The sequence below is a fragment of the Sorangium sp. So ce726 genome (genome assembly GCF_051521405.1).
Taxonomy (GTDB): domain Bacteria; phylum Myxococcota_A; class Polyangia; order Polyangiales; family Polyangiaceae; genus Sorangium.
In genome coordinates this window covers 348,436-370,154 of sequence record NZ_CP150349.1, presented here as the reverse complement: position 1 = coordinate 370,154, position 21,719 = coordinate 348,436, and the positions used below count along the sequence as shown (strand labels likewise).

At 73.0% G+C, this 21,719-nt stretch carries 11 protein-coding genes and 1 riboswitch; of the genes, 10 read left to right on the top strand and 1 reads right to left on the bottom strand.

Translation table 11 applies throughout. The features are described from left to right. Positions 1-6 precede the first annotated feature (6 nt). Positions 7-11,226 carry a tetratricopeptide repeat protein gene (locus WME79_RS01380; protein ID WP_437531176.1) on the bottom strand — a complete coding sequence of 3,740 codons (11,220 nt, stop codon included), beginning with the start codon at positions 11,224-11,226 and terminating at the stop codon, positions 7-9. Positions 11,227-11,484: 258 nt separating this feature from the next. Here WME79_RS01380 and WME79_RS01375 point away from each other — a divergent pair, with 258 nt between their 5' ends. From WME79_RS01375 to WME79_RS01330, 10 genes are all read left to right on the top strand, one after another. Then, on the top strand, positions 11,485-12,375 hold the full coding sequence (locus WME79_RS01375; protein ID WP_437531175.1) for a 3-hydroxyacyl-CoA dehydrogenase family protein: 891 nt from the start codon (positions 11,485-11,487) through the stop codon (positions 12,373-12,375). A 591-nt stretch (positions 12,376-12,966) separates the two neighbouring features. Further along, positions 12,967-13,794: an enoyl-CoA hydratase/isomerase family protein gene (locus tag WME79_RS01370; RefSeq protein ID WP_437531174.1), complete on the top strand. Its 828-nt coding sequence runs from the start codon at positions 12,967-12,969 to the stop codon at positions 13,792-13,794. A gap of 711 nt (positions 13,795-14,505) precedes the next feature. Beyond that, a complete protein-coding gene (locus tag WME79_RS01365; RefSeq protein ID WP_437531173.1) occupies positions 14,506-14,634 on the top strand; it encodes a hypothetical protein in 129 nt (42 codons plus the stop codon). 307 nt (positions 14,635-14,941) lie between these two features. Further along, positions 14,942-15,149: riboswitch (cobalamin riboswitch) on the top strand. A gap of 98 nt (positions 15,150-15,247) precedes the next feature. Further along, complete coding sequence (locus WME79_RS01360; protein ID WP_437540114.1) at positions 15,248-15,961, top strand: energy-coupling factor ABC transporter permease; 714 nt, start codon at positions 15,248-15,250, stop codon at positions 15,959-15,961. 23 nt (positions 15,962-15,984) lie between these two features. Further along, on the top strand, positions 15,985-16,296 hold the full coding sequence (locus tag WME79_RS01355; protein WP_437531172.1) for a hypothetical protein: 312 nt from the start codon (positions 15,985-15,987) through the stop codon (positions 16,294-16,296). Continuing rightward, positions 16,286-17,035 carry a CbiQ family ECF transporter T component gene (locus WME79_RS01350; RefSeq protein ID WP_437531171.1) on the top strand — a complete coding sequence of 250 codons (750 nt, stop codon included), beginning with the start codon at positions 16,286-16,288 and terminating at the stop codon, positions 17,033-17,035. Before WME79_RS01355 ends, WME79_RS01350 begins: the two co-directional genes overlap by 11 nt. After that, on the top strand, positions 17,032-17,859 hold the full coding sequence (locus tag WME79_RS01345; protein WP_437531170.1) for an energy-coupling factor ABC transporter ATP-binding protein: 828 nt from the start codon (positions 17,032-17,034) through the stop codon (positions 17,857-17,859). The genes WME79_RS01350 and WME79_RS01345 overlap by 4 nt, the downstream gene beginning before the upstream one ends. Further along, positions 17,835-19,022 carry a CbiX/SirB N-terminal domain-containing protein gene (locus WME79_RS01340; protein ID WP_437531169.1) on the top strand — a complete coding sequence of 396 codons (1,188 nt, stop codon included), beginning with the start codon at positions 17,835-17,837 and terminating at the stop codon, positions 19,020-19,022. Before WME79_RS01345 ends, WME79_RS01340 begins: the two co-directional genes overlap by 25 nt. 23 nt (positions 19,023-19,045) lie before the next feature. After that, positions 19,046-19,420 carry a DUF3209 family protein gene (locus WME79_RS01335; protein WP_437531168.1) on the top strand — a complete coding sequence of 125 codons (375 nt, stop codon included), beginning with the start codon at positions 19,046-19,048 and terminating at the stop codon, positions 19,418-19,420. Positions 19,421-19,446: 26 nt separating this feature from the next. Continuing rightward, positions 19,447-21,675, top strand: a complete 2,229-nt coding sequence (locus WME79_RS01330) for a WD40 repeat domain-containing protein (protein ID WP_437531167.1) — start codon at positions 19,447-19,449, stop codon at positions 21,673-21,675. The last annotated feature ends 44 nt before the right edge of the window (positions 21,676-21,719 follow it).

Sequence of the window (21,719 nt, the reverse complement as noted above, 5' to 3'; positions counted from 1 at the left end):
ATTACGTCACTTCTTGAGCTGCGCCAGGAGCTCCTTCGCCGGGGCGAAGTCGCGCTCGTTGTCGAGCGCGCGCTCCAGCATCTGGATCGCCTTCTTGTCGTCGTTCTGACGATGGCTGATCACGCCGAGGTAATAGAAGACCTCGCCCTTGCTGATCGGCGCGCCCTCGTCGAGCTTCTGGAGGAGCAGGGCGCGGAAGGTCTTCTGCGCGCGATCGATGTGCGCCGCCTTCGCCGCGTCGTCGCCCGACTCCGACAGATCGAGCGCCAGCACGCCGAGGTCGCGGAGGATGGCGATCGAGCCCGGGTCGATCTTGAAGGCGATGTCGAGCTCGGCGAGCGCCCGCTCCCGCTGCCCCTCAGCCAGGTAGGCCTTGGCGAGGCGGTGGTGGATCGCGGCGAGATCCTTCGAACGGCGGCCGCCGTAGGACTCGACGATCTGCTGGAGCGCCTCGGCGGCCTTCTGGCCGCGGCCCGAGGCGCTGTACGCGTCGCACAGCGCGAGCAGGAGCTCGCGGTCGCCCGGCACGAGCTCGGTGGCCTTGACCAGGAGGTCCGCCGCGCGGCCGGGATCGTTCCGCTTCGCCAGGTGGATGCCGGCCGCCTTGCGGTAGAGCGCCACCTTCTCGGCCGGCTGCGCGGCCGTCTCGGCGTCGCCGGTGATGAGATCGGCGAGCTCGGTGAAGGCCTGCTGCTTCTCGTAGAGGGCGAGGAGCTGCTTCCTGATCTCCTGCGCCGACCCGTCCGCCGCGAGCCCCCGCTCGAGCACGCGCCGGACCGCGCCCTCGTCGCCGAGGGACCGGTGCAGATCCGCGAGCCGGAGCGCCGTGGCCACCGCCTCCGCGGCGCGGGCGTCCTCGAGGATCACCTCGAGCCGCTGCGCCGCCTCGCCCTTCTCCCCGCGCTGCTCGTGCAGGCGCGCCAGCGCGAGGAGCGCGCCGTGGTGGCGCGGCTCGCGCTCGAGGACCGCGCGGTAGGTCTCGATCGCCCGCGCCGTGTCGTTCAGCCGCGCCTCGTAGACCTCGCCGAGGCGAACGCTGTACGAGAGCTCCGCCGCGACGTCGCCGCGGTCCTTCGCGCGCTCGATCTGCGTGACGAACAGGTCCGACAGCTCCTGGTCGCGGCCGGTCTTCTCGAGCAGCTGCGCGAGCAGGACCGTCGCCTTCTCGTTGTCGGGCTGCTCGTCGAGGACCGCGCGCAGGTGCTCGGTCGCCTCGCTCACGGCGTCGAGCCGCGAGAGGCAGATCTCCGCGCTCTCGAGGCGCAGCGCCGAGCGGGCCTCGGGCGACTCCGCCAGGTCGGTGAGCCGCTCGAGCAGCGCGAGGAGCTCCTTGTGCTTGCCGGCCTTCGCGTAGAGCTCGCGCAGCGCCGTCGCGGCGCGCGCGTCGCCCGGATCCGCCTCGAAGAGCGTCTCGTAGAGCTCGATCGCCGCCGCGTCGTCGCCGAGCCGCTCGCGCGCGACCGCCGCGGCGGCGTGCCGCGCGTCGCGGATGCGCTCGGCCTCAGCGTAGAGCTCGGACTGGCGCACGAGCAGCCGGAAGACCTCCTTGTGGTCGCCCGCCTCCTCCCGCACCTTCGTGAGCTCGGCGAGCGCCCAGGTGTCGCCCTCGTCCGCGGCGATCATCTCGCGCAGGATCGCCTCGACGAGCTCGCGGTCGCCCAGCGCGCGCTCCGCCAGCTCCTTCGCCTCGCGGCGAAGCTCGCCCGCGCTCCCTTCCATGCCGTCGAGGGCGGCGATCCGGCGCAGCGTGCCGATGAGGTCGCGCTCGCGCCCAGGCGCCCGCTGCAGCTCCTCGATCGACCGCAGGATGTGCTCGCTCGTGGCATCGTGCGTGAGCGCCGCCTCGTACGCCGCCTCGGCGGCCTTGGCGTCGCCCACCTTGTTCTTCTGCCACTCGGCGATGCGCATCCAGAGGTCGCGCGCCGTGTCGCCGTCGAGCTCGGTCCCGGCCCGCACCGCCCGCTCCAGGGCGGAGGCGGCGCTCGCCCAGCCGCCCGTCAGCGGGGCCAGGCGCTCGATCTCGCCGAGCACGTCGGGGTCCGACGGGTCGTCGGCGAGCGCCTTCTCGAGGGTCTCCAGCGCCGCCCTCGGGTCGTTCGAGCGCACCTCGAGCACCTTCGCCAGGTCGAGGCGCATGCGGATCCGCTCCGCGCCGCCCGGCGCGAACCGGATGCGCTTCTCGTAGAGGCGCGCCAGCGCGGCGTTGTCGCCCCGCGTCCGGTAGACGCCCTCGAGCGCCTCGGCCGCCTCGTCGAAGAGCGCCGGGTCCTCGGTGAGCGCCTCGAGCGCGCCGCTCGCCCGCTCGTGATCGACCGCGCGATCGAGCGCTTGCCGCAGGGTGTTCAGGCCCTGGGGCTTGTCGCCGAACGACCCGATCTGGATCACCGCGAGCCGGTAGAAGAGATCCGCCTGGTCGCGATCGCCGGGCGTGACCGCGACGCGGCGCTCGAGCACGTCCGCGAGCGCCCGCTCGTCGCCGAGGCGGCCGTAGAGGCGATCGAGCGCCTCGAGGAGCTCCGGCGTGTCGCCGGCGTGCTCGACGGCCTTCGCGTAGGCCTGGGCGCTGCGCCGGTCGTCGCCGAGCTTCTCCTCGGCGATGCGGCCGATCCGCAGGAACAGGTCCTTGGCGATCGTCGCGTCGAACGTCGCCGCGGCCCGCTGCGCGAGCGCGTCGCAGTAGCGGCCGAAGCCGTCCGTGCGCTCCGCGAGCCGCTCGATCTCGCCGTGCAGCGACGCGTCGTCCGGCGCGTCCTCCAGCGCGCGGAGCAGCGCCTGCTCCGCCTCGAGCGGGCGCCCGAGCTGGACGTCCTGCACGAGGGCGATCGCCCGGAGGGTCGCGGCCCGGTCGGCCGGCTCGGTCTGCGCGCGCAGGCGCAGCTCGAGCGCGGCGGCGAGCTCCTCGTGGCGGCCGGCCGCGCGGAGGACGGGCTCGAGCACCTCGGCGGCGTCGAGCCGCAGCTCCTCCCGGCCCTCGCCGATGGCGCGGACCGCCTGGATCGCGTGGTTGTTCACCGCGTCCTCGTCGAGGACGAGCCGGTACTGCTCGATCGCGTCGCTCGGGCTCTCCAGCTCCCCCGCGTAGAGGTCGCCGATCGCCGTCCGCAGCTTGATGCGCGCGTCCCTGTCCGCGGCCGCGCTCGCCTGGAGCATCAGGTTCGACAGGAGCTCGTCCCACATCCGCTCGGCCCGGTAGAGCCGCTCCAGCGAGGACAGCACCGCCGGATCGCCCTGCTTCGCCTCGAGCGCCGCGTTGAGCGCCGCGATCGCGTCGCGCGGGCTCGAGAGATCCCGCTCGTAGCGCTCGGCGGCGCGCACGTTGAGGTCGTAGCGCAGCTCCTCCTCGTCGGGGCCCGCGAGCTCGACGCGCCGGCCGTACAGCTCGACGAGGCGGCTCGCGGCGCCGCGCGGCTCGTGCAGCTCGATGAGGGCGTCGATCGTCATCGCGCTCTCGGGATCGAGCTCGAGCGCCCGCTCGTACGCCTGGATGGCGCCCTCCGTGTCCTCGAGCATCTCGAGCTTGGTCTCGGCGATGCGCCGGCAGATCGAGGCGTTCTCCTCGTCCGACGCCATCTCGCTCTTCTTCTCGAGGACGGAGATGAGCGTGTCCCAGTCGCTGAGCAGCACGGCCAGGGTGTCCATCTGCTCGAGCGGCTCGGGATCGCTCGGATCGAGCGCGGACAGGCGCGCGTAGGCGCGGAGCGCCCGGCGCGGGTCGTCGATGCGCGTGTCGTAGACCTTGGCCAGCGACGAGAGCAGCTCGCGCTTCGTGAGCTCGTCCGACGTGGTGCTCACGCCCGCCTCGAGGCTCTCCGCGAGCTCCTCCCAGGCGCCGAGCTGCTCGGCGAGCCGCTCGAGCTCGCCGCGCGTCTCGCCGTCGTCCGGATCGAGGCCGAACGCCGTCCGCGTCGCGTCGAAGGCGCGCAGCTCGTCGTTGCCGCGCGTCTCCCAGAGCTTCGCCGTCTCCCGGAGCACCGCGACCTTCTCGCGCGCGTCCGAGGCGAGGCCGAACCGCTCGTCGTTGAGCCGGACGAGCTGCCGCCAGTCGTCCGCCCCCTCGTAGAGCGGCCCGAGGATCTCGACGACCCGCGCCTTGTGCTGCGGGTCCTGGATGAGCGCCTCGAGCGCCCGGATCGCCTCGGCGTGCGAGGGCACCTCGCCGACGATCGCCTCGAGCTGATCGATCGCGCCCGAGGTGTCCTCGAGCCGCGTGCGCAGCAGCGCCGCGAGCGCGAGCCGGTAGGGCGCCGCCCGCTCGCCGTTCGGGGCCGCCTCGGCCCTGCGCAGGTAGAGGTCGGCGAGGTCCCGCGGCCGGTCGAGCTCGCGGTAGAGCTCCGTCAGCGCGTCGAGCGCCCGGGCGTCGTTCTCGTCGACGTCGAGCGCCGCGCGGTACGTCTCGATCGCGAGCGCGGGCTCGCGGAGCTCCGTCCGCTCCAGGCGCGCGATCGTGTGGAGGGCGTCGAGGCGGTCCTCGTCCTTCCGGTAGTCGAGCGCCGCGCGGTAGAGCTGGATGCGCTCGGCGTGGCGCCCTTCCTTGACGAGCAGCCCGTCGATCGCGTCGAACAGCTCGCGCGAGTCCGGCTCGAACTCGTGCGCGCGCCGGTACCACCGCAGCGCGTCGGCCACGTCGCCGAGCTCGGCGTAGAGCTCGCCGGTGCGCCGGCTGAGCTTCGCGCTCGACGCGTCGTCCGAGGTGAGCTCCCCGAGCTCCGCCGCGTAGATCTCCGCGAGCCGCCGCTCCGCGCTCGCCACCTTCGCGAGCCGCTCGAGCTCCGCCCAGACCCCCTCGTCGGTGAGGTCCTCGTGGAGGAGCTTCGCCACCGTCTCCAGCGCCGCGCGGTAATCCTCGAGCTGCTCCTCGTGCAGCGTCGCGAGCCGCTGCAGCAGATCGCGGCGCTCGACCGGGTCCTGGCTCGCGGCGAGGCGCGCGTCGAGCGCGATCTTCACCCGGTTCCAGTCCGCCCGGCGCAGGTACACCGGCTCGAGCATCTCCCCGGCGCGCGCCCGGTGCTCCGCCTCGGCCGAGCCCTCGAGGATCGCCTCGAGCAGCGAGACCGCGCCCTCGTGCGCCGGATCGATGAGCAGCGCCTCGGAGAGCTCGTCGAACGCGCGCTGCAGGTCCTCGGTGTGCCGGTGCGCGACGAGCGCGATCTTGACGTGCAGCTCGGCGAGGTCGCCGGCGCGCACGTCGAGCTGCCGCTCGTAGAGCCGGATGAGGTCCTGGAAGCGCCCCGCCTCTCGGTAGAGGCCGTCCAGCGCCGCGATCGCGTCCGGGTGGAGCGCGATGTCGAGGATCGTCTCGTAGGTCGCGATCGCGCCGGCCTGGTCCCCGAGCGGGCCCCGCTCGAGCTCGGCGATCCGGAAGAGCAGCCCCGTCTTCTCCTCGTCGCTCTCGGCGTGCTCGACCCGGAGCTTCAGGATCTCGAGCAGCCGCCCTGCGTCGCGCGCCTCGCCGTAGAGCTCCTCCAGCGCGATCATCGCCCGCCGGTCGTCCCCTCGGGCCTCGAGCGCCTTCTTGTACTGCTCGACCGCGAGCTCGCGGTCGTCGAGCTTGTGCCGCGCGAGCTCGCCGACCCGCAGCCGCACGTTCTGCTGCACGTCGCCGTCGACGATGTCCGGCGCGATGCGCTGGAACAGCTCGCACACCTCGGACCAGCGCCCGGTGGCCTCACCGAGCCGCTCGACCGTGGCGATCCAGGTCGTCACCTCGGGCTCACCCGCCGCCTCCCGCACGCCGCGGAGCGCGTAGCCGAACGCCCGCGACGTGTCGCCGAGCGGCCCCTCCGCGGTGCGGAGCGACTTCTGCAAGGTGGCGAGCCGCTCGCTCGGGAGATCCGAGGTCTCGACCTTGATCTCCAGGACCCGGAGGAGGCGCTCGGCGTCGCCGTCCGCCTCGTAGAGCGGCTCGAGCGTCTCGGCCGCGTCGCGCCGCGCGTCCTCCCGCGCGAGCATCGCCTCGAGCGCCGCGCGGCAGCGCGCGTTCGACGGGTCGAGCGAGAGCGCCTGGCGGTACGCCTCGAGCGCCCCCGTCGCGTCGGCCTGGTGCAGCCGCCGCACGTCGCCGAGCCGCGCCAGCAGATCGAGCCGGGCGGGCGTCTCCACGGCGAGGGACAGGTCCACCTCCAGCGTCTCGGCGAGGTCGACCCAGCGCTCGTCGAGCTCGTAGAGCTCCTCGAGGGCCGCGAGCGTCGGGCGCTCGGGGCCGAACTCGTCGAGCACCGCGCGCCACGCGTTGATCGCCTCGGGCACGTCGGCGAGCTTCTGCGCGAGCGTCTCGGCCGCCTTGGTCATCGCGCGGCGCCGCTCCTCCGGCTCCGTCGTCGACTGCTCCCGGGCCCGGAGCACGGAGACGAGCTCCCGCCACTGCGACGTCCGCTCGTAGAGCCGCTCGAGCGCCGCCAGCGCCGCCACGTCGGCGCCGTCGTCGCCGAGCCGCGCCTGCCAGGCCTCGATCGCCTTGGCCGGATCGTCCAGCACCGTTTCGTGCAGCGTCCCGATGCGCTCGTAGAGCGACCGCCGCGTCTCGACGTTCTCCTCGAGGCGCACCTCGATCGCGAGCACGCCCGCGAGCGCCTGGTGCTGCTCCTTCGCCGCGTAGATGCGGCCGAGCGCCTGCGCCGCCGGGATCACCAGCGTCGGATCGGTCGGATCGATGGCGAGCACGCGCCGGTAGACCTTCTCGGCCCGGTCGGCGTCGCCGAGGAGGTCCTCGCAGATCCTCGCGACTTCCATCAGGATTTCGCCGCGGATCAAGGCCGTCCCGCACGCGTCAGCGGCCGCCGTGAGCACCTCGGCGACCTGCTCGTGCTCGCCGAGGCGCCGGCCGATCTCGATGAGCCGCTCGCGCGCGGCGAGGTCCTCCGGCTCGAGCGGCAGGAGCTCCGACAGGCTGGCGAACGCGCCCGCGTCGTCCCTGAGCCGCTCGTCCTGGAGCACGCTGACCCGGCGGAGCAGCTCGCGCCGCTCGGACTCGGTCTCGGCGCCCTGGCGCCGGATCTCGAGGACCCGCACGAGCTGCCGGATCTCGTCCCGCGCCTCGTACACCGCCTCGAGCACGCGCGCCGCCCGGAGCCGGAGCGCCCCGATGTCGAGCAGCCGCTCGACGAGCTCGCGCGCCTTCGGGTCGTTCTGGCGGATCCGGAGCACGTCCTCGAGGTGCCCGAGCGACCCCTCGGGCTCGTGCAGCCGGTCGAGGTAGATGCTGCCGAGCGACAGCTTGATCTCGACGCTCTCGGCCTCGGTCGCCGTCTTCAGGCGCTGCTCGAGGAGCGCCGCGAGGTCGCGGAAGCGGCCCTCGCGCTCGTAGAGCTTCTCCAGCGAGTCGAGCGCCGCCGTGTAGAACGGATCGAGCTCGAGGATGCGCTCGTAGTAGCCGATCGCCTTGGCCGCATCGCCGATGATCTCCTCGGCGATGAGCGCCACCTCGTTGAGCAGCTCGATGCGCTCGCTCTGGTCCGTCGTGCCCTTCGCGGCGCGGTCGTAGAGCTCCTCGAGCTCGCCCCACCGCTCGGCCGCCGTCAGGATCTGCTTCAGCCGCTCGAACGCGCGGTGGTTGTTCGGGTCGAGGCTCAGCACCCGCTCCAGGTAAGGCTTCGCGCCCTCCGGGTCGCCGAGCTGCTCGTCGTGGAGGCTCGCCGCGCGCTCGCAGAGCTCGACCTCCACAGAGCTGCCGAGCACCTTGTCGCCCTCGGTGCGGCCCGCGACGAGGTGCACGCGGTACGCCTCCGCGAGGTCGGTCGGGCGGCCGGCGCGCCGCGACAGCTCGGCGGCGCGATCCCAGAGCTCGATGTCGTCCGAGAACTCGTGCAGCGCCCGGAGGAGCGCGTCGAACGCCGTCCCGGCCGCGTGCAGCTTCGTCTCCTCGACGCTCGCGAGCGTGACGTAGAGCTCCCGCCGCCGCGCCGGATCCCGCTCCGACTCGAGGATGACCCGGAGCGCCATGGCTTCGCGCCGGTGGTTGCCCGTCTCGGCGTACTCGACGGCGAGCACCTTGGCCGCGCGCACGCGCGTCCCCGGGCGCTCGACGAGCCGCGAGAGGACGGCGATCGCGTCCGGGTCGTGCGCCGACAGCTCGAGCGCGCGCACCGCCGCCTCGAACGCGTCCGCCGGCCGATCCAGCCGGTCCAGGTAGAGCGTCGCGAGCTCGATCTCGCGGCGCGCCCGCTCGTCGCCCTCGCTGACGTCGCGGTGCGTGGCCACGATCTCGGACGCCGCCTCGTACTCGCCCGCGGCGTTCAGGAGGCGCGACAGCACCCGCAGCGCGTTGATGCGCCCGGGCGTCAGCGCGATGACCTTGCGCAGGAGCTCGATCGCCTTCGCCGGGTCGCCGAAGACCTCCTCCTCGAGCGTCGCCCACTCCTCGAGGATCTCGGCGCGATCCTCGCCCCCGACCTGGCTCGCCCTGAGCTCGAACAGCCACCGCAGATCGGCCTGCCGCTCGTTCGCCCGGAGGAGCGCGTCGAGCGCCCGCACCGTGTCCTCGTCGGACGGGTCGTCCTCGACGAGGCCGCGGTAAACGGTCACCGCCTCGTCGAGCTTGCCCATCTCGCGCGCGTACACCTCGGCGAGCTTCAGCCGAAGCGTGCGCTGCACGTCGGTCGCGAGGTCCTCCGCCGTCCGGAGCCGGCCCTCGACCGCCTCGACGAACGGCCCCCACGAGCCCGCCGCCCGCGACCAGGCCTCGAGCAGATCGAGCCCCTCGTCGTCCGGCTTCAGCTCGTAGGCGCGGCGCGCATAGCCGAGCGCGCTCGGCTTGTCCGAGAGCGGCCCGCCCGTCACCGCCGCGAGCTTGCGCAGCATGCCGACCTGCGCCTCGGCGTCGTCCGTCGCGTCGAGGAGGATCTCGTAGAGCGCCGGCAGCCGGGCCCACTTCTCCTCCTCCTCGTAGATCGGCACGAGCGCCGCCGCGGCGCGCGCGTCCTTCGGCGAGACGCTGAGCACACGCTCGTACGAGCGCGCCGCGCGCTCGGGCGCCTTGAGCTGCTCCTCGAAGATCCGGGCCGCGCGGAAGGAGATGTCGAGCTTCGTGGCCGGGTCGGTCGCCTTGTCCGCCGCGCCCGAGAGGAAGTCGACGAGGCCCTCCCAGTCGTTCTGCGAGGCGTAGAGCTCCTCGAGCCCGTCCCAGTCGCCCGCGGCGAAGTACGCGTCGCGCAGGACGCGGAGCGCGCGCGCGTGCCCCGGCGAGAGCGTGAGCACACGCCGCCACGTCCGCGCCGCCTGGGCCGGATCCTTGAGGCGCTCGGCGTACACGGCCCCGAGCTTCTGCAGCGAGACGAGCCGCGCCGCGTCGTCGGGCGCGAGGTCGACGCGGCGCTCGAGCACCTCGGCGACCGTGGCGAAGTCCTTCTCGCGCTCGGCCTGCTTCTCCAGCGCGTCGAGCACCCCGGGGGCGCTCGGATCGAGCTCGAGGATCCGCTTCTGCAGCGCGATCGCGTCCGCGCCGCGGTCGAGCCGCTCGGCGGCGAGCTTGGCCATCTCGCCGAGGAGCTCGATCTTCGCGGCGCCCTCGGCGCCCTCGAGCTTGCGCTCGTAGAGCGAGTAGAGCTGCGGCCAGGCGCGCCGCTTCAGGTACAGCTCGCGGAGCTTCTGCTGCGCCTCCTCGTCGATCGGCTCGACCGTGAGCAGCGCCTCGTACGCCGCGATGGCGTTCTGGACGTTCGAGAACTGGTCGAACCAGCGCCGCGCGACCGCGCGGTAGAGCCCCGCCTTCTCGGCGCGGCTCTCGGTCAGCTCGGCGAGGCGCTGCTGGTACGAGAGCAGGTCGCGCCAGCGCCCGAGCGACTCGTAGATGCGGGTCAGCTCCCGGACGGCGTCGACGTCCTTGTCGTCGAGCTGGACGATCTGGGTGAGGACCGTGACGAGGGCCGCGTCGTTCTTGGCGCGATCGCGGTAAATCGCCGCGATCTCGCGGAGCACCGCGACCCTGCCGGCGACGTCGTCGGCGGGCGTGCGCTCCAGGTCCTGCCGGTGAAGCTCGACGAGGGCGTTGTACCCCTCGGTCTGCAGGTAGAGACGCTTCAGGGCGTCGCGCGCCTGGCGGTTCTCCGGATCGGTCCGGAGCACGGACTTGTACTGCTCGATCGCCTTGGCGGCGTTCTCCTGCGACTCGGCGAGCCGCGCGAGCTCCGTGGCGATGGCGCGCTTCTCGGCGCCGTCGGGCACGGCGCGCTGCGCGTCCGTGAGGATCGTCGTGAGCCGCGGCTTGTCGCCGCGCTGCTCGAGGACCTCGCGGTAGAAGTTGAGCATCCCGGCGTGCGCCGGGTCGGCGCGGCGCACGCGGTCGAAATAGGGCTCGGCCGCCTGGGGCTGGCCGCGCATGCGCCAGTGGACCATGGCGATCTGCACGAGCATGCCGAGCTCCTCGCCGGGCTTCACGCCGCCGCTGCGGAGCTGGTCCTCGTAGAGGGCGACCAGGCGATCCCAGTCGCCCGCGGCGGAGTAGGCCTCGGTCAGGAACGAGAGCGCCTCGGGCTGGCCGGGCGAGAGGTCGAGCAGCTCCTCGTACGCCGCGACCGTGCGGGCCGGATCGCTCAGGCGGGCCTTGATGGTGCGCGCCGCGCGGACGGCCGCCGCGATGCGGTCCTCCTTGATCTGGGCCTCGCCCTTGACGATCGACTGGACGCGGACGACGGCGTCCCAGTCCCCCGCGGTGGAGAAGGCGATCTCGGCGAGGTTGGCCGCGCGGAGGTTCTTCGGGTCGAGCGTGAGGGCGAGCTCGATGAGCTCCGCCACCCTGGCGCCGAGCTCGACGCGGCCGTAGCGGTAGCCGATGTCGGCCGCGCTCGTGTAGAGCGCGCTCTTGAAGGCGCCGTCGGTCGCGCCCTCGGCCTCGGCCACGTACCGGTCCACGAGGTCGCGCCACCGCTCGCGCTTCGAGGCGTCGGTCTCGAGCGCCTCGGCCGCGGCGTCGTCGTCGGGGCGCAGCTCGAGCAGCCGCTTGTACGCGGCCGCCGCGCGGTCGACGTCGATGAGCTCTTCGTGGTAGACGCGGGCGAGCTCGGCCTGCATCGCGGGCTCGACGGCGCTGCCTGCGGCGAGGGCGATCTCCAGCTCGAGGAGGCGGGCCACGGCCTGCCATTCCTTCCGCTGCTCGTGCCGCCCGCGCGCCGCGCCGAGCAGGCGCTCGACGTCCCCGGGGCCCGCGCCGTTGTTCGGAGCGGTCACGGCCTCCGCGAGCTCGTTCCAGGCTGCCTCGTTTTCGGGCTCATCCTGCAGACGCCCAAGGGCCATCCGAATCGTCTCAACGCTCATCGTCTCTCCGCGGACCTCGCGAATTCGGTCCGGTCCGTTCACGGGCCGGGCGAAGATAGCCGGGCGGACGACACGGTTTCAAGGTTCCTCGCCCCCGCGGGCCTGGAAGGTGGGGCGGAGCTTTCGCGCGCTTCTGCTTCTGTGGCGCGGGGACGTCCGAGCGGGCGGGCCGTCGGGCGGTCTGGCCGCGGCGAGGGCGGTTCACCGCGCTCTCGGGTTCGGCTATCAACCGCGGCCATGGAAGCTACGACGATCAAGCGCTTCGGGGTGATCGGCGCGGGCCAGATGGGGCGAGGCATCGCCCAGGTCGCCGCGGCCGCGGGCCTCGAGGTGGTCCTGTGCGACGTCTCGAGGGCGCTGGCGGAGTCGGGCAAGGCCCAGATCGCCGCCATTCTCGCGAAGCAGGTGGAGAAGGGCAAGCTGGCCGCGGAGGCGCGGGAGGCGCTCCTCGGCCGCGTCGCGGTGGCCGACGGGATCGCGGGCCTGGGCGGGGTCGACCTGGCCGTGGAGGCGGTGACCGAGAACTTCGAGGTGAAGAGCGGGATCTTCAAGCTCGCCGACGCGGCGCTGCCGAAGGGCGCGATCCTGGCGTCGAACACGTCGTCGATCTCGATCACGCGGCTGGCGGCGGTGACCGGGCGGCCTGAGCGGGTCATCGGGATGCACTTCATGAACCCGGTGCCGCTGATGAAGCTGGTCGAGCTCGTCCGTGGGGTCCAGACGTCGGACGCGACGTACGAGGCCGTCCGGGCGCTCTCGGTGGAGCTCGGCAAGACGGTGATCACCTCGAAGGACCAGCCCGGGTTCATCGTGAACCGGATGCTGATCCCGTTCCTCAACGAGGCGTGCTTCGCGCTCCAGGAGGGGCTGTCCACGCCGGAGGACATCGACGCAGGGGCGCGGCTCGGGCTGAACCACCCGATGGGGCCGCTCGAGCTGGCGGACCTGATCGGGCTCGATACGGTGCTGTCGATCGCGGAGGTGCTGCACCGGGAGTTCGGGGACTCGAAGTACCGGGCGGCCACGTTGCTCCGGAACCTGGTGGCGGCGGGGTGGTACGGGAAGAAGAGCGGGCGGGGGTTCTACGTGTACGACGAGAAGGGGCAGAAGAGCGGGCGGGCGGTGTAGGCGGCTGCTGCGGAGCCAGGGAGGGAGGGGGCGCCGCGCGGGGGGCCGGCGGGGTAGGGCCCCTCCCACGAACTCGCGCCTTTTGGGGGGCTATGGCCGGCTGAACGGCGGGGCCGGTCCGGGAGGGCGTCGCAGGGAGCGGGCCGGCGCTCGGGTTCGTGGGGCCCTACCCCGCCGGCCCCCCGCGCGGCACCCCCTCCCTCCCTGGCTCTCTCCAGGGGGGATCCAGGGGGGATGATGACGGGGAGCGACGACGGTAGCCGCGCGAGGCGAATACGGGTGTGCGGCTCGGAGGACGGGCGGTCTGCTCGACTCACTACGATCGCACGCGGGCTCGCGACAGGGGCGTCACGTCGCGCGCACCCGCACTCAATCGATGAGTTCGGATCGTCGAGCGACGGGCCGTGTCCCGGAACAGACGCGTGACATCCTCTGGAAATCGCTCGCTTGGAAATCGCTCGCTTGGAAATCGCTCGCTCGTCGGCTCGGCAACGGCCTCGACACAGCGGGATCGGGCGGACACGGAATGACGCCTTCCATGGCCCACGGCAGGCGCTTCCCCCCGGCGCGGGGCGCTGCTAACCACGCTCCATGACCGCTCAAGAACAGCAGCCGGGGGCCCCTGCTCGCGGTACGCTCCAGTTCGTCGCCGTCGAGCGCGCGGATCACGTCGCCACCGTGACCATCCAGCGGCCCGACAAACTCAACGCCCTGAACCCCGCCGTCCTCGGCGAGCTCACCACGGCCTTCCGCGATCTCCTCGCGCCCGCCGACGGCAACGAGGTCCGCGCGGCGGTGCTGACCGGCGCCGGCAAGGCGTTCGTCGCCGGCGCCGATATCGCGGAGATGGCGGCCATGAACAGCATCGCCGCGAAGCGGTTCGCCGACGCAGGCCACCGGCTCGCCGAGCTCATCGAGACTGCCCCCTTCCCCGTGATCGCCGCCGTCAACGGCTTCGCGCTGGGCGGCGGCTGCGAGCTCGCCCTCGCCTGCGACTTCATCTACGCCGCCGAAGGCGCCAAACTCGGCCAGCCCGAGGTGAACCTGGGCGTCATCCCAGGGTTCGGCGGGACCCAGCGGCTGCTGCGACGGGTCGGGCCCGGACGCGCGCGCGAGCTCGTCTATTCAGGAGACATGATCACCGCCCAGCAGGCGCTGTCGATCGGGCTCGTCAACGCCGTCTTCCCGGCGACCGAGCTCCTCGCGCGCGCCCGCGAGACCGCCCTCAAGATCGCCTCGCGCGGGCCGCTCGCCGTCGCCGCCGCCAAGCGCGTCCTCCTGCGCGGCGAGAGCCTCGACCTCGCCGCCGCCAACGAGCTGGAAGCCCAGGCCTTCGCCGCGCTCTTCGGCAGCGATGATCAACAGCTTGGAATGAAAGCGTTCCTGGCGAAATCGCAGGCCACGTTCACCGGGAAGTGAGAGCTCCGAAGGCGCGAACCGCGCTCGACGGCAAAAAAATACCGCGCATCACGCTGGAGGGGGGCCCAGAATGACCGCGGCAGGGACACCGCGCCGGAGTCTTGAACGTCCGTCACGGTGCTAAGAAACAAGACCGCATGCGCTCCGGGCTGGGGGGTCCGCGCCGGTGCGCATGCGGTAGTCAGATTGTGGCATCCGCAAGCGCGTTGTCGATAACAAAGTGCAACGCCTGCACGCCGAGCGAGCAGAGCGCTCAAGGCGCGAAGACGGCCAGGCGGGCGCGCGACCCACAACCACCAGCTCTGCGGGAATTCACGTTCGAGCCGGGCATACCCCTCCACCGAAGACAGCGCTCAGCGCAGCGTTCGTCTCGCATTCCGAGACGAGCGAACACGAAATCCCCCATCTCTTCAATAAGAGATGCCACGAGGCAACGGGCCGTACACCGGACACCTGCTCCCGAGTAAAGAGCCAGGACGAACAAAGCACACTGCGGAAAGAACGCGCCGGCGCCTTGTATTCAAGCGCACGAGAGACCCCATGCGGGCGCAGCCCGCGACAGGCGCTGGACCCTCGCGGCGATAAAGTAAACAGATTTTATCTAAGGCGGACATAATTCAAGACGTGTGCTCGACGACTCTTCGCATGATGCGTCTGGGTCAATTTCTCGGCCATCGCATCACAGGGCCTCGATCGCTCGCCGGCGCGTCCATGTCTGCTCGATGGGGCGCCGACGGGCGCGCGGCGCGCCTCGGCAGTGATGGCCTCGTGCGCCTCGGCAGCGCCCCCGAGGGCGGGGTGCCCACCTGCGCGGGCATCACCGCCGCACCGACGCTGTAGACGAGGGCGCTCGCGGCGGGCCGCGGCGAGCCGGACCGCGCAAGGCGGAAGCTCGCGCCCCCGGGTCGACGCACCCGGGTTCGCCCGGTCCGCGCCCTCAGGTGGGCGCGCCCGGCTCCCGCGATCGCGTCGCCAAGACGCGCAGGCCGACGCGCAAGGCAGCGCGCGCGAGGCGGAGCTGGCCCGCGCTCGACGGGAAGCTCGTCTGACATGCCGTGCCGCATGCAGCGCCCGCTGAGCACCTCCTCGGCGATCGGGGCGCGACGTCCTTGACGCCGGGCGCGAAACGGGATTACCGAGCACCGGCCTGACAATCCATTCCTCGGGTGCCCTCCGGGGCATAACAGGGAAGCCGGTGCAAAACCGGCGCGGTCCCGCCACCGTGAGTGGGGAGCTGCCTCCGAAGACCACTGGGCCTCCTTGGAAAAGGCCTGGGAAGGTGGACGCAGCGCAGGGAGCTCGATCAGCTCCCTGAACCCATGAGCCGGGAGACCTACCCGAGCCCCCCACGAGGTGCAGCTTGCGCACGTCTTCGTGGCGTTCGGGTGCGGACTTCACCCGGAGCGCCGAAATCGGTCTTCACGGCCGCGCTGTGTCGATCGCCGCCGTGTCTATAGGGACGCTCCTCTCGCCCCGGCCCGCGGCCGCGATGCACCTCGCGGAAGGCGTCCTGCCGCTCGGCTGGTGCGCCGTCTGGAACGCGCTCGCCCTGCCCTTCGTCGCGATCGCCCTCCACCTGCTCCGGCGCCGCACCCAGCAGGACACCTTCTACAAGCCGTTCGTCGGCCTCATCGCCGCCGCCGTCTTCGCGATCTCGTGCATGCCCGTGCCGGTGCCGACCGCCGGGACCTGCTCCCACCCGTGCGGCACAGGGCTCGCGGCGGTGCTCATCGGCCCCTGGATGACCGTCCTCGTCACCGTGGTGGCGCTCCTTATCCAGGCCCTCTTCCTCGCGCACGGCGGCCTCACCACGCTCGGCGCCGACGTCGCGTCGATGGGCATCGCGGGCGCCTTCACCGGATATTTCGCCTTCCATCTCGCGCGGCGCTGCGGCGCGAACCTGTGGGTCGCGGGGTTCCTGGCGGGCGTGACGTCGGACTGGGCAACCTACGCCACCACGGCGCTCGCGCTGGCGCTCGGGCTCTCGGGCGAGGGGTCGGTGACGTCCATGTTCACGGGTGTCGCCCTCGCCTTCGTCCCCACCCAGCTGCCGCTCGGCCTTCTCGAGGGCGTCATGACGGCGGGGGCGCTCGCCTTCCTGCGCGCCCGGCGGCCCGACATCCTGGACCGGCTCCAGGTCGTCCGGCTCGCCCCGAGGGCGTCGTGATGCGGCGGCTCGGACAGCGCCCGATGTCCGCGCTGCTCGCGCGGCGCGCGCGCGCGGCGCTCCAGCTCGCCGCTTCCCTCTGGCTCGCCGCCTGCGGCAACGCGTCCTGGGACGGCGTCGACGAGGCCGTGGTCCGCCGCGTCGCCGAGGACGCAGGGCGCCACGACACGGGGCCGCTGTTCGCGGGCCTCGAGGGCGACCTCCTGCTCTTCGCGTTCCTCTGGGCGGGGCTCCTCGCCGGCTTCGCCCTCGGCTATTTCTCGCGCGTGCTCTTCGTCGAGCGCGCCGGCGCGCCCGCGGGCAAGGCCGGCGGCGAAGGCCTCCGTGCGGACTGATTCCCCCGCGCGGCTCCGCGACGTGGACGCCCGGCTCCGCCTCGGGGCCGCCGTGGCGGCGTGCTGCGTCGCCGCGGGCGCGCGCTCGTCCGTCACCCCGGCCGCGCTGCTCCTCCTCGCGTGCGCGGCCCTCCGCCTCCAGGGCACGCCGGCGCGCGCCGTCCTCCGCGCCGCCGCGCCCGCGGCGTGGATCGGCGTGGTCGCGGCGGCGCTCGCGCTCGCGCTCACGCCGGGGGCGCCGCTCTTCCCCGGCGCGCCGTTCCCGGTCGACGCGATCACGGCCGAGGGGGCCCGCCGCGCCGTGGCCATCGGCGCGCGCGTCCTCGCGGCGGCCGCGGTGCTCCGCTGGCTCGCCGGCGCCGCCGCGCCCGCCGAGATCGAGGCGGCGCTCGCCGGGCTCGGCGTCCCCGCGGCCCTGGTCGAGCTGCTCGCGCTGACGCGGCGCTTCGCCGGCGTGCTCCAGCGCGCGGCCGACAGCGCGTGGAGCGCCGCCGCGCTCCGCGGCGGGTTCACCCGCCCCGGCGCCGCCGCGCGCTCGGCCGGCGCCGTCGCGGGCGTCGTGGCGCTCCGGACGCTGGAGCGCTCCGAGAGCGCCGCGCTCGCGATGCAGCTCCGCGGCTACCACGGGAAGCTCCCCGTCGCTGACCGAAGGACGAGCGCGCCCGCCGCGAACCTCGCGTTCGCCGCCGCCGCCCTCGCGGCCCTCGGGCTCAGCGTCGCCGCGGGAGAGGCCGGATGATCGCGATCGCGCTGCGCGCCCCCCGGCTCGGCTACCGGCACAGCGAGCCCGTGCTGCGCGACGTGCACCTCGACGTCGCCGAGGGCGAGTCCGTGGCGGTGCTCGGCGGCAACGGCGCCGGCAAGACAGCGCTGCTCCGGACGCTCGTCGGCCTCCTCCCGGCGCCCGGCGGCGGCGTCGAGATCGCCGGCCGCCGCGTGGGCTCGCCCTCGGACGCCGTCGCCGCGGGCGCCGCGCTCGTGCTCCAGGACCCGGACGACCAGCTGCTCGGCGCGACGCTCCTCGACGACGTCCTGTTCGGCCCGAGGAACCTCGGCCTGCCCGCGCCCGAGGCGCGGCGCCGCGCCGAGGAGGCGCTCGCCGCCGTGCAGATCGCGCACCTCGCCGATCGAGCCATCGAGGCGCTGAGCTTCGGCGAGCGCAAGCGCGCGTGCATCGCCGGGATGCTGGCGATGCGGCCGCGGGTGCTGCTGCTCGACGAGCCGACCGCGGGGCTCGACCCGGAGGGCGAGCTCGCCCTGTGCCAGACGCTGCGCGCGCTCTCCGAGCAGCAGGGGACCACGCTGGTCACCGCGACACACGCGGTGGATCTCGTGCCGCTCTTCGCCACGCGCGCGGTCCTGCTGGGCGACGGTCACGTCCTCGCGGACGGGCCGCCGCGCGAGGTGTTCGCGCGGGGAGAGCTCCTCGCGCGGGCGCGGGTGCGGCGGCCGTGGGTCGCCGAGCTCTGGACCCGGATGACCCCCGTGCCGCCGCGGGGCGGCGCGGGCCTACCGCTCACCCTGGAGGAGGCGCTCGCGTGCATGACGACGGTCTCCTGCTGATCGGCCACGGCAGCCGCGACGCCGCGTCGAACGCCGAGTTCGAGGCGATCGTGGCCGATTACGCCGCGGCGCGGCCCGGGATCGCCGTGCAGCACGGCTACATCGAGCTCGCGACGCCGCACCTCGCCGACGCGCTCGCGGCGCTCGCGGCGCGGGCGTCGCGGGTGGCTGTCGTGCCGCTCTTCCTGTTCGCGGCGGGGCACGTGAAGAACGACATCCCGCTCGCGCTCGATCGGGCGCGGGCCGCGCACCCGGGCGTGCGCTTCTCGGCGGCGCGGCCGCTCGGCGTGCACCCGGCGCTCGCGGAGCTCGCGTTCGAGCGCGCCGCGACCGCGCTGCCGGCCGACCCGGCGGCGCGGGCCCGATCGGCGCTCGTCGTCGTGGGGCGCGGGTCGAGCGACCCCGACGCGAACGGCGACTTCTGCAAGACGGCGCGCCTCATCGGCGAGGGCCGCGGGCTCCAGCTCGTCGAGCCGACCTTCATCGGCATCACCCGGCCCTCGGTCGAGGAGACGCTGGAGCGGGTCGCGCGGCACCGGCCGGAGCGCGTCGTGGTGGTCCCCTACTTCCTCTTCGCCGGGCGGCTCATGACGAAGCTCGCCGAGCAGGTCGACCGCTTCTCGTCGACGTACCCGTGGATCCGGGCGTCGCTCGCGCCGCACCTCGGCCGGTCGAGCGCGCTCGAGGGCCTGATCGACGAGCGCGCGCGCCAGGCGTTCGCCGGCGAGGCGCCGCTCCCCTGCGACACGTGCATGTACCGCACCGCGCTGCCGGGGCTCGCCCGGGAGGTCGGCGGGCTCAAGGCGATGCTCTACAGCGTGCGCCACACGCTCACGCACACGCAGGCGTCGAACCACCCGCACGCCCACCGCTCGCTGCGCAAGCACGTGCTCGTCTGCGGCAACGCCGACTGCGTCGACCGCGGCAGCCTGGCGCTGCTCGAGTCGGTGCGCCGCCTCGTGAAGCAGGCCGGCCAGCAGCAGCAGATCCGCGTGACGAGGACGTCGTGCATGGGGCGCTGCGGCGAGGGGCCGACGGTCGCCGTCTACCCCGACGGGGTCTGGTACCGCGGCGTCCGCGAGGAGGACGCGAAGGACCTCGTCGAGGAGCACCTGCTCGGCGACCGGCTGGTGGCCCGGCTCGTCGACGACATCATGCAATGAAGGATGGATAGGAGAGAACCGATATGGCCTGTCACGAGATCGCCGCGCTCCGCCTTGGGCTCATGAACATCCTGGGGATCGACGATCCGGGCGAGCGCGCGCACGAGCTCGCCGAGCTCGGCGCCGCGGCCGCCGAGCCCGGGCCGGTCTCGGCGATGCTGCGCGCCGGCGACCTGAAGAACCTCTCCCGCCTCTTCGAGGGGTCGCTCGTGGAGCTCCAGGAGAAGGTCGCGAAGACCCCTCCAGGGGACGCCAAGCTGCCTTACCTGCGCTCGCTCCTCATCCTCACGAAGCAGGTCGAGCTCGATCTGCGCGCCCAGGTCGACGGGCTCGGCCGGCTCTACCGGGAGCTCGAGGAGATGCACGACTTCGTGCACGAGATCTACCCGGCCGAGTGAAGCGCGCGCCGTCCACCTGAGGGCTCATGTGGCGAACTCTCGCAAGGTACGAGCGCGTCGATCGCATCGGGGCGGCCCACGGCCGCCTCGTCGCCCGCGTCGACGGCGCCGTGCTCCTGATCATCGATCTCGATGACGGACGCGCGCTCAGGCGCGAGCGCGGCACGCGCTGGGCTATCGGGCCGAGCGGCATCGCGATCGCCCACGGCGAGCACGTGACGGGCGTGGCGCTCGACGGGGTGACTCCCCTCGGCGCGCGTCGCATGAAAGCGAACGTGAGCGCGCTCGCGCTGGCGACGGACGGGCGGCTCGCGATAGGCACCAAGGATCAGGTGGCGCACGTCGGCGATTGGGCGCGTGACCACTTCACCTACGCCCCGCCACAGGTCCCCCATGGCGCCGCCGACGTCTATTCGCCGTGCATCCACGGCATCGGATTTCTCGCTGACGGCGGCGTCCTCGTCGTGGGCGCCACGGGCACCGTCCATCGGCTCGACAAGGGCGGCGCGCTCGTTGCGAGCCTGTCCTGGGATGACCTCGCGTACAGCGATGAGGTGGATATCCATGCTGTCGGTCACAGCGGCTGCCTGATCAGGACCGATCTCCTGCTGACCGAGGGGATCGGACGCGTGACGCCGGACCACGCTCTCGTCGATGAGCAATGGGGGGGCGTCGACCTCGCATTCCCCTGGCTCCTCATTCGCGGCGAGGCGATCGTTCGGTTCGACCACGACGGGAATCAGGTGGCGCGGATCCCGATCGACGATCCACGCGCGGTGGCGGTCGGGTGCGACGGCGATGCCGCGGTGATCGGCCGCAGCGACGGGACGCTCGCATGGCGTTCGCCCGATGGCGGTGATGTGCTCGAGGAGCTCGACCTCGGCCTCGGGACCTTGCGCACCGTCGTGGTGGCGGAGGATCGGCTCATCGCGCTCGACGCCGATGGATCGCTCTTGCTCGCCGCCAGAGGGGGCGCCTCCGGGCGCGCGCTGGGAGCGCCTGTGCGGCCCGCCGGCCTCACCCCGGCGAGCGTCCTTGATCTGGGCCCTGTCGGGATAGCGTCGTGGGGCCCGGCAGCGCGCACCATCGGCGTCCTCGACGAATCGTTCCGGGTCCATGACGCCGAGGACGGGCGCTGCCTTACCGAGCTCGCCGACGGCGAGGCGATGGACCTCTTTCGCGCCGAAGGCGCGTGGATCGTCTACTTCCGCAACGCGATTCACGTCGTCGATGGGGCGACGTTGACCACGATCGCACGCGCGCGTGTCCCGCCCGACAACCTCCGTTACGCGGCGACGTCGGGGCACGGCGTCATCCTGGCCTCGGTCGCTGGCCTGGTGCGCGTCGACGTGCGACGAGCGTTGATCGAGCGCATCGACGCCGGGGCGTATCTCGCCGAGGGTACCCTGCGCGCGAGCGTGGACAACGTCATCGCGACCGCGAGGCGCCTCGTCGTGCAGCGCAGGAGCAGCACCACCTGGCTGATCGCGCTGCCGAGCGGCCAACGAATCGCGGAGTTTCCCGAGCAAGACGCGCGCTGGTCGGCCTCACCGGACGGCGCGCTCCTCGTGGATGCGAATTCGGGTGTGATCCGCCGCACGAGCGACGGCGCGAGGGTCGGCCAGCTCGACGACGTCGGCGATACCGCGTCCACGGTCCGTCACAGGCGCCACGTCGCGTGGTTTCCCGACGGCCACGCCCTGGTGCGGGCGGGGGACGGCGCAGCGATCTTCCTCCGCGACGGCACGCGCAGGCGCACGCTGTCCGAACGCGGCGAATCACGCGTCAGCGTGTCGCCCGACGGCGCGCGGTTCGCGCTTGGAGACGAGGGTTATCTTGCGATCCACGACGGAGCTGGCGCGCTCGTCGCCGAGCATCGCTGGAGCGGGCTGGCGCGCATGCCGCACTTCATCACGCCGTCGCGCATCCTCGCGACGACGCGCAATATTTCAAGCGACAACCAGGTCCCATGGCTGCTCGACGCGCTCACGGGGGAGCGCATCGGTCTCTTGCGCGGTCTCCATGGCGCTCCGCACACGAACTCCGAGCTCCTCTGGCGCGGCGATCGCATCGTCCTGGCGACGTGGTCCGATCAGCAGGCGCACGTGTACCGCCTCGACGACGCCGCTCCTCTGGGACCGCTCGCGGGCCACGGCGGGGAGCTGCGCTCCCTGGATGTCGATGCGAGCGGCGCTTCGCTGCTCGTGGCCGACGAATCCGGCCGCGCGAGCGTATGGAGCCGTGTCGATGGCTGACGCGGCGACCGAGACGCGCTGCATGCGCCGTGGTCGCGGCCCGC

Coding starts and splice junctions, on each gene's coding strand:
- WME79_RS01345 (WP_437531170.1), top strand. CDS start 17,032: ATGATCGCGATCGCGCTGCGCGCCCCCCGGCTCGGCTACCGGCACAGC.
- WME79_RS01365 (WP_437531173.1), top strand. CDS start 14,506: ATGTCTGCTCGATGGGGCGCCGACGGGCGCGCGGCGCGCCTCGGCAGT.
- WME79_RS01330 (WP_437531167.1), top strand. CDS start 19,447: ATGTGGCGAACTCTCGCAAGGTACGAGCGCGTCGATCGCATCGGGGCG.
- WME79_RS01335 (WP_437531168.1), top strand. CDS start 19,046: ATGGCCTGTCACGAGATCGCCGCGCTCCGCCTTGGGCTCATGAACATC.
- WME79_RS01380 (WP_437531176.1), bottom strand. CDS start 11,226: ATGGCCCTTGGGCGTCTGCAGGATGAGCCCGAAAACGAGGCAGCCTGG.
- WME79_RS01375 (WP_437531175.1), top strand. CDS start 11,485: ATGGAAGCTACGACGATCAAGCGCTTCGGGGTGATCGGCGCGGGCCAG.
- WME79_RS01370 (WP_437531174.1), top strand. CDS start 12,967: ATGACCGCTCAAGAACAGCAGCCGGGGGCCCCTGCTCGCGGTACGCTC.
- WME79_RS01355 (WP_437531172.1), top strand. CDS start 15,985: ATGTCCGCGCTGCTCGCGCGGCGCGCGCGCGCGGCGCTCCAGCTCGCC.